The organism is Nonomuraea sp. CX421, from assembly GCF_059358955.1.
The window spans coordinates 140,365-148,181 of record NZ_JCADBK010000018.1 but is presented as its reverse complement, the minus strand read 5'-3'; the positions used below and the strand labels follow the sequence as shown (position 1 = coordinate 148,181).

Below are 7,817 nucleotides of genomic sequence, written 5' to 3'. Positions count from 1 at the left end.
GTTCTGTGCGGGCGGTGGTAGAAGATCACCCGTTCTACTGGATCTCCGTTCTCATGTGAGGACCTTCACGCCGATCCGCCTCAACACACTTCGCAGGACCTTAACTACCCGGCATTGGGACTAGCGGCCGCCGGCCGTAGTCGCCGATCCCCTTCTCCAGCAGGTCGAACAGGGCTTCGGCCTGCTCGCGCAGCTCCGGTCTGATCTGCTGCCAGCTGTCGCCCGCCTGCCTGCGCCAGAGCGCGTGACGGGCCAGCAGCCGGGTGGCGCCCAGGATCTGCCCCGCGACGAACTGCGGCGTGAGGTCGCCGGGCCCGGCGCCGGTCTCCTCCGCGATGGTGGCGGCCAGGTTGCCGTTGATGGCGTGGTCCATCTCGCGCATCCGGGCCAGCAGCGCGGGGCTCTCGAACACCAGCCGCGCGAACGCGTCGGCGCCCTCGTTGAGCCCGTAGCGCCAGTCGCCCTGGTCGATCGCCTCGAGGAAGTCGTGCCGGAAGGCCGTGACCACGCTCTCACCCGGCTCTCGCTCGCGCACCACCCGGCTCGGCACGTCCTCGGCCTCGCTCTGGCGGTCGAGGAAGAGGTCTTCCTTGGTGCCGAAGTAGTTGAAGACCGTGTTGACCGAGACGTCGGCGGCCCGCGCCACCTCGGCCACGGTGACGTCGTCGAACCCGCGCGCCAGGAACAGCCCCATCGCCATGTCCGCGATGCGCTGCCGGGTCTCGCGCTTCTTGCGTTCCCGCAGCCCTTCGTCCATGCCTGCATCGTATCAATATTGCAGTCACTCTAAAATTTGGTCTACTCTAATTTTGGAGGCGATGAAATTGATTGAGACAGTGGGTCTGAGCAAGACCTTCAAGGGCGGCGTCGAGGCCGTCGGTGGCGTGGACCTGACCGTGGAGCGGGGTGAGATCGTCGGCTTCCTCGGCCCCAACGGCGCGGGCAAGACCACGACCATGCGCATGCTGACGACGCTGCTCCCGCCCACGTCCGGCACGGCCACCGTGGCCGGCCACGACCTGCTCGCCGACCCGCGCGGCGTGCGCCGGCGCATCGGCTACGTCTCGCAGGGCGGCGGGATCAACCCGGTCGCGCCGCCGGCCAGGGAGCTCGAACTGCAGGCCATGCTGTACGGCATGCGGCGCGAGGAGGCGCGGGCCCGCACCCGCGAGGTGATGACGCGACTCGACCTCGCCGGACTGGAGGACAGGCCCGGCGGCGCGCTCTCCGGCGGGCAGCGCCGCCGCTTCGATCTGGCGTTCGGCATGCTGCACCGGCCCGCCCTGATCTTCCTCGACGAGCCCACCACCGGGCTCGACCCGCAGAGCCGGGCCAACCTGTGGGACCACATCCGCGCCCTGCGCGACGAGCACGGCGTGACGGTCTTCCTGACCACGCACTACCTGGACGAGGCCGACGCCCTGTGCGACCGGCTGCTGATCATCGACCACGGCCGCATCGTGGCCGAGGGCGCTCCGGCCGAGCTCAAGACCGGCGGCCGGACGCTCGACGAGGTGTTCCTCGACATCACCGGCCGGTCGCTGCGCGAGGAGGCGGGAGTATGACGATCACGGCGGAGGCCCTGGCCGGGCGCGGGCGGTTCCCGGTGCTGCGCGACACCTGGCTGCTGTTCCGCCACGACCTGGGCGCCACCCTGCGGCAGAGGGTCGGCCTCGTCTTCGGCGCCACGCAGCCGCTGCTCTTCCTCGTGCTGTTCGGGCCGATCTTCGCCACCTTCGGCACCTGGGAGACCCTGGTGCCCGGGCTGATTCTGCAGCTCGGGCTGCTGAGCTCCGGCATGGCGGGGTTCGGGGTCGTCTTCGAGAAGCGCTCGGGGGTGCTGGAGCGGATGCGGGTCACCCCGGCCAGTCGCCTGGCCCTGTTGCTCGGGCGGGTGCTCAACAACGCGGTGACGCTGATCCTGCAGACCCTGCTGCTGTTGGCGGCCGGCTTCGCCTTCGGCCTGCGGGCGCCCGCCACCGGGCTGCTGGCCGGGCTGGCGCTGGTGGTGGTGCTGGGGATGAGCCTGGCGGCGCTGTCCTACGCCGCCGCGCTCACCATGAACGAGCAACTGTTCGCGCCGGTCATATCGACCGTGGTGGTGCCGCTCATGCTGCTGTCGGGCTCGTTCCTGCCGATGTCGATGGCGCCCGGCTGGCTCGACGCGCTCTCGCGCCTCAGCCCGTTCAGGTACGTGCTCGAGGCGCTGCGCGAGTTGTTCGCCGGGCGCTACCTCACCGGCACCGTCGGCGCCGGCGTCGCGGTGACCGTGGTCTTCGCCGTGGTCAGCCTGGCCGTCGGGACCCGGGTGATCGGCCGGGTGAACGCCTGACCCGTCTCAGCCGAGGCTCTTGGCCCTGCGGCGGAGCGCGGCGATGATCCCGGCCGGGTCGATGGTCCCGTAGCCGTAGTCGTAGTCGAAGCCCACCTCGCTGCGGTCGTCGGCGGTGCGGCGCAGCAGCGAGCGCAGCTGCGACGGTGACAGCCGTGAGGAGGGCCACCGGGTGCGGACGGCGGCGACCAGCCCGGCCGCGACCGGCGTCGCCGCCGACGTGCCCGAGTCGGCCTCGCCCTCACCGAACGCCTTGGACCCCGAGAAGTGCGTGTAGGCGCAGAGGTCGGGCTTGCGCGAGGTGAGCCGCCCCGGACCCTGCGAGGAGTAGCCGACCCGGCCGCCGTTGACGTCGACGCCGCCCACCGACAGGGCCTTGGGATGGGAGTTGGCCCCGGCGATCGGCCGGTCCGGATAGGCGCACCGGCCGTCCCGGCACTCGCGCCCGCAGTTGCCCGCCGCGAACAGCACGTCCGCGCCCGCCTGGTCGAGAGCGGCCACCATCAGGTTGAACGGGTGCGCCGCGTTGTCGGAGTAGTTGCCCGGATGGCCGACCGGAAAGTCCCATTCGGGGGAGAACGAGCCCCACGAGTTGGAGACCACCAGCGCCCTGGACGCCTCGGGCTGCGCGTTGAGCACCGTGTAGAGGTGCGCGAACGCCGCAACGGCGTCGGACAGCAGGCCGTCGAGCGCCGAGCCGCCGGGCCGGGTGGACAGCAGCACCGGGACGTCGAGCACGGCCGCCTGGGGCGCGCCGATGAGCGTGTCGAAGGCGCACATCGTGCCGTGGTCGACCTCGAACTCGCCCGGCCTGCCGGTCACGCCCGTGGGGCACCAGCTCCGCTGGGCGTCGAGCGTGACGTTCCTGCCGAGCTGCCGGGTGACGTGGGCGGTGTTGACGCCGGTGTCGAGCACGGCCACGGCCACCCCCGAGCCGTCGAGCCCCTCGGCGCCCAGGCCGGCGACATCGAGCAGCCGCTCGACGTCGTGCCAGTCGCCGACCGGCGGGTCGCCTCCGCAGGTCAGCGAGGACTCGATGACCGGGTCGGCGAACACGCCGGCCACGTCGGGGCGCAGCGTCTGCAGCAGGGTCACCCGGGTGGCGAGCTCGTCGTCGGAGATCGTGCCCCGCACCAGCACCGAGGCGTCCTCGGCGGCCAGCGAGAAGCCGAGCGGCTGGTTGAGGGAGAGCGGGTCGCCGCCCGCCGCCGGGATCGGCCGGGGCACGGCGACCGGGGCGAACCCGGCGTCGAGCTCGACCCCGGGCAGGCCGTCGGCGACGTCGGCCGTGGTGACCGCGCGGGCCGGGTCGGTGACGGCCGCGACCAGGTCGGGGGAGGGGCGGAGCTGGATCAGGACCCGCATGAGTCACCACCGGTCGTGTGGGGGAAACGAACGTCCCCACATTCCTCCATCCGCACGGGCGCGTCCAGCGGTTCATTAGGGATGTGACCTGGCCAGACGCCTTAATCCGGACAGAAGTGCTTGTCGGCCGTTCCCGAGCGTCAGGCTTCCGTGTTCCCGGTCCATTCATTACGGTGATTGCCCATGACGCTCCAGGCCCAGCAGACGGTCACAGCCGGCACCGGAGACCACTGGCTGGCGGTGCGCCCGAGACTCATCCTCGCCAGCGCCTTCATGCTCTTCCTCGAGCTGGCGCTGATCCGGTGGACCGGGTCCAACATCGTGCACCTGAGCTACTTCACCAACTTCGTGCTGCTCGGCTCGTTCCTCGGCATCGGGCTCGGGTTCCTGCGCGTGGGCAGGTCCAAGCGGCAGCCCTACTACTCGCCCGTGGTGCTGTTCGGCCTGGTGATCGTCGTCCTGACGTTCCCCGTCACCGTCGACCGCGACACCGAGGGCGTCCTCTACTGGACGAGCCTGGCGACCACCGGGCCGCCCGCCTGGCTCATCCTGCCGGTGATCTTCTGCGCGGCGGCGCTGGTCCTCATGGGCCCGGCCGAGCTGGTCGGCCGCTGCTTCCCCGAGCTGCCGCGCCTGGAGGCCTACCGCTACGACCTGATCGGCAGCCTCACCGGCATCGCCGCGTTCACCGCCCTGTCGTTCCTGAGCGCGCCGCCCATCTTCTGGGGACTGATCGCCGCCGTCGCCTACGCGCTGCTGCTCGTGCCCCGGCCGCTCGTCACCTACCTCGGCTTCGTGGTGGTGCCGTCGCTCGCCGTCGTGGGGCTGCTGCTGGCCGAGACGCTCACCGCCGGTGCCCTGTGGTCGCCCTACTACAAGGTGACCTTCCGGCAGTTCGAGCAGCTCGGCGTGCCAGTGACCGACATCGCCGTCAACGGCATCCCGCACCAGCAGGCCGTGCCCGCCGCCGCCCGCCTGGAATGGGAGCGGCAGTACGGCCTGCCGTACGAACGCGTCACCAGCCCGCCGAAGGACGTGCTCATCGTCGGGGCGGGCAGCGGCACCGACGTCGCGATCGCGCTGTCCAAGGGCGCCGGCCACGTCGACGCCGTCGAGATCGACCCCAAGCTGCGCGAGCTCGGCGGCTCCACCCACCCCGACCACCCCTACGACGACCCTCGCGTGACCACGCACGTCACCGACGGCCGGGCGTTCCTCGAACGCACCTCCAGGCGCTACGACCTGATCCTGTTCGCGCTGCCCGACTCGCTCACGCTGGTGTCGGGGGCCAGCTCGCTGCGGCTGGAGAGCTACCTGTTCACCGAGGAGGCGATGCGGGCCGCCCGCGCCCACCTCAAACCCGGCGGCGCGTTCTCCATGTACAACTACTACCGGGAGACCTGGCTGGTCGACCGGCTCGCCTCCACCGTGCAGAGCGCCTTCGGCCACAAGCCGTGCGTCGACGTGGTGAGCACCGCCGGGCAGCAGGCCGTCATCACGGCCGGCTTCACCCCCGAGGCCCAGCGCTGCGCCGCGCCCTGGGCCGGGGCCACGGCCGGCACGCCGCCGCCCGCGCTCGACGACCGGCCCTTCCTCTACCTCAAGGACGGCGACATCCCGCCAATCTACCTCATCACGCTCGGGCTGATCCTCGCCGTCAGCCTGCTGGCCGTGCGCGTCGTGGCCGGCCCCTACCGGCGGATGCGCCCGTACGCCGACCTGTTCCTGCTCGGCGTGGCCTTCATGCTGCTGGAGACCAAGAGCGTGACCGGGTTCGCGCTGCTGTTCGGCACCACGTGGGTGGTCAACGCGATCGTGTTCGCCGGGGTGCTCGTGGCCGTCCTCGCCGCCGTCGAGGTGACCCGCCGCTTCCGCACCCCGCCCCTGCCGGTCATGTACGCCGTGCTCCTCGGCGGGCTGCTGCTCGCCTGGCTGGTGCCCAACGCCTGGCTGCTGTCGCTGCCGTTGCCGCTGCGGGCGGTGGCCGCCGTGACGGTGGCGTTCCTGCCGATCTTCGCGGCGAACGTGGTGTTCGCCAAGCGCTTCGCCGAGACGGCCGACGCGACGACCTCGTTCGGGGCCAACCTGCTGGGCGCGATGGTGGGCGGGTGCCTGGAGTACCTCGCCCTGGTCATCGGCTACCAGGGGCTGTTGATCGTGGCCGCCGTCCTCTACCTGGGCGCCCTCGCCCTGCTGCCCCGAAGGCCGGCCCTGGCCTGACCCGCCCCTGTCTGACCCGCCCTGGCCTGACCGGTCTTCGTCGGACCGGTCTTCGTCAGACCAGGGCGGGTCAGACCGGTCAGAGGCCGCAGAGCTCGTCCAGGGACTCGCTGGTCTTCTGGCTGTTGCGGGTCGGGGTCTGGCTGGGCACCGCGACCCGCGTCCGGGTCGCCGTGGGCGCGGCCGAGGGGCTCCCCGGCGAGGCCGTCACGTCGGCCGTCCGGGCCCGGCGGGGCCTGAGGGAGTCGGCGATGGCCTTCGCCGAGGCGCGGCGGATCTTGACCCAGTCGGCCGACCCCGGCCAGAACTCCGGCGGGACGAACTGCGTGCTGGTGATCCGGGCGCTCTTCACATCGAGGGCCAGGGCCACCAACGGCTCCAGGAGCTCCTGCGGGATGTTGGTCCGCGCCAGGCGCTTCGTCGCGCCGGCGATCTTGGTGAAGTTCAGCAGGATCTTGTCAGGGGTGGCCTGCTTCGCGAACGCGCCGATGACGCAGCGCTGCCGGCCCATGCGCGAGAAGTCGTCGCTGTTGACCCGGGAGCGGCCGTACCACAGGGCCTCCTCGCCTGACAGCCGGCGGGTGCCGGCCTTGATCGTGCCCGCGGTGCCGAAGGTGCCGCCCCACTTGACGTCCTGCTCGACGCGGATCGTCAGGCCGCCGATGGCGTCCACGAGGTCCGCGAAGCCGTACATGTTCATCAGGACGTAGTAGTCGATTTTGAGGTTGAGCGTGAAGCCGACGGCGTCCATCAGGGCCCGCGGGCCCCTGTTGTGGCCGCCCATGATGTCCGGATGATCGTTGGCGTACTGCCAGACCTCGTTGAGCAGCCCACCGTTGGGGAGTTCGGCCATGAAGCCGTTGGGGAACTGCTTGTGCAGCGGAGAGGACTGCGGGAAACGCACGTGCTGCAGGTTGCGCGGCAGGCTGAACAGCACCGTGTTGCCGGTCGCGATGTGCACGCTGGCCACGTTCATGCTGTCGGTCCGCACCCCGGTGCGGTTGCCCGCCGCGTCACCGCCGACGAGCAGGAAGTTCACCCTCTCCTTGCCGTTCCACGGGTCCTCCTTCTTGACCGGGGCGACGTCGGGATCGGTGGATCCGCTGCGGAAGATCTGGTGCAGCGTGTCCCGCGCCGTCAGCACGGTGTTGGCGGTGAGGGCGAAGGGCGCCATCACGGTCACGCAGAGCATGCCGACCGCGATGCCCGAGACGATCTGGCCCTGCTGGTTGAGCCGGTTGGGGTTGAGCGCCACGTACGAGGTCACCAACAGGGCGAACCAGGCCAGTGCGCCCAGCGAGGCGAGGGTGATGACGGTCACCAGGGAGCCGTTGCTGACCAGCGTGCCGACGTTGTCCGCGTTGCGGGTCAGCGCGAAGGCCAGCGCGGCGAGCAGCAGCGCGGCGTACACGCCGAGCAGCGCGAGCCCGGTGCGCCGGTGACCGGCGCGCAGGTGCGCGGCGCCGGGCACGATGGCGGACAGGGCTGTCCAGCCGAGGATGGATCCGGCGTTGAGCGGCTTGGCGAAGCGGGGCGGCGCGCCGGCTCGGCCCGGGCGCGAACCGGCCTGGGGGGCGGTCCGCTGGCTGGCCTGAGGGTTGGTCTGCGGGCCGGGTCGGGCCCCGGTCTGAGGGGTGGCCTGGGGGCCGGGGTGCGGGCCGGGCGGCCGTGCGGCTGGTGGACCGGGTTCGGCGGGAGGAGGCGCCGGAGGGCCGGACTCGGCGCCCGACGCCGCACGAGGACGGCGTGAGGAGCGTCGTTTCCGGCCCCCCGGCGTGGTGCCCGCCCCTTCGCGCTTGCTCACACCGGCTCCTTAACGCCTGCCAGGCAAAACTTGGTTCTGCTCCCCGTTTGAGCACAAGATTGCCAGGATTCTAGTCCCCATATAGGGACATCAAAG

Annotated in this window: 6 protein-coding genes; 3 read left to right on the top strand and 3 right to left on the bottom strand. The window is 71.3% G+C overall.

The window, feature by feature from the left end; translation table 11 throughout:
* Positions 1-100: 100 nt before the first annotated feature.
* Positions 101-757, bottom strand: a complete 657-nt coding sequence (locus tag AC5L3X_RS27980) for a TetR/AcrR family transcriptional regulator (RefSeq protein WP_494860828.1) — start codon at positions 755-757, stop codon at positions 101-103.
* Between the two features lie 61 nt (positions 758-818).
* Between AC5L3X_RS27980 and AC5L3X_RS27975 the strand changes: the two genes are divergently transcribed.
* Positions 819-1,565, top strand: a complete 747-nt coding sequence (locus AC5L3X_RS27975) for an ABC transporter ATP-binding protein (protein ID WP_494860826.1) — start codon at positions 819-821, stop codon at positions 1,563-1,565.
* Positions 1,562-2,332, top strand: coding sequence for an ABC transporter permease (locus tag AC5L3X_RS27970; protein WP_189125437.1), 771 nt, complete (start codon positions 1,562-1,564; stop codon positions 2,330-2,332). Before AC5L3X_RS27975 ends, AC5L3X_RS27970 begins: the two co-directional genes overlap by 4 nt.
* 6 nt (positions 2,333-2,338) lie before the next feature.
* Here the strand turns inward: AC5L3X_RS27970 and AC5L3X_RS27965 are convergent, their stop codons facing one another.
* Positions 2,339-3,697, bottom strand: coding sequence for a S8 family peptidase (locus AC5L3X_RS27965; protein WP_494860825.1), 1,359 nt, complete (start codon positions 3,695-3,697; stop codon positions 2,339-2,341).
* A gap of 183 nt (positions 3,698-3,880) precedes the next feature.
* On the opposite strand from AC5L3X_RS27965, the gene AC5L3X_RS27960 reads away from it, so the two are divergent.
* Positions 3,881-5,917: a spermine/spermidine synthase domain-containing protein gene (locus tag AC5L3X_RS27960; RefSeq protein ID WP_494860824.1), complete on the top strand. Its 2,037-nt coding sequence runs from the start codon at positions 3,881-3,883 to the stop codon at positions 5,915-5,917.
* 79 nt (positions 5,918-5,996) lie between these two features.
* On the opposite strand, the gene AC5L3X_RS27955 is transcribed toward AC5L3X_RS27960, so the two are convergent.
* Positions 5,997-7,721, bottom strand: coding sequence for an LCP family protein (locus tag AC5L3X_RS27955; protein ID WP_494860822.1), 1,725 nt, complete (start codon positions 7,719-7,721; stop codon positions 5,997-5,999).
* Between the last annotated feature and the right edge of the window lie 96 nt (positions 7,722-7,817).

What these genes read in the sequence shown, in the direction of transcription:
- AC5L3X_RS27965 (WP_494860825.1), bottom strand. Translation starts at nt 3,697, where the DNA reads ATGCGGGTCCTGATCCAGCTCCGCCCCTCCCCCGACCTGGTCGCGGCC.
- AC5L3X_RS27960 (WP_494860824.1), top strand. Translation starts at nt 3,881, where the DNA reads ATGACGCTCCAGGCCCAGCAGACGGTCACAGCCGGCACCGGAGACCAC.
- AC5L3X_RS27980 (WP_494860828.1), bottom strand. Translation starts at nt 757, where the DNA reads ATGGACGAAGGGCTGCGGGAACGCAAGAAGCGCGAGACCCGGCAGCGC.
- AC5L3X_RS27975 (WP_494860826.1), top strand. Translation starts at nt 819, where the DNA reads ATGAAATTGATTGAGACAGTGGGTCTGAGCAAGACCTTCAAGGGCGGC.
- AC5L3X_RS27970 (WP_189125437.1), top strand. Translation starts at nt 1,562, where the DNA reads ATGACGATCACGGCGGAGGCCCTGGCCGGGCGCGGGCGGTTCCCGGTG.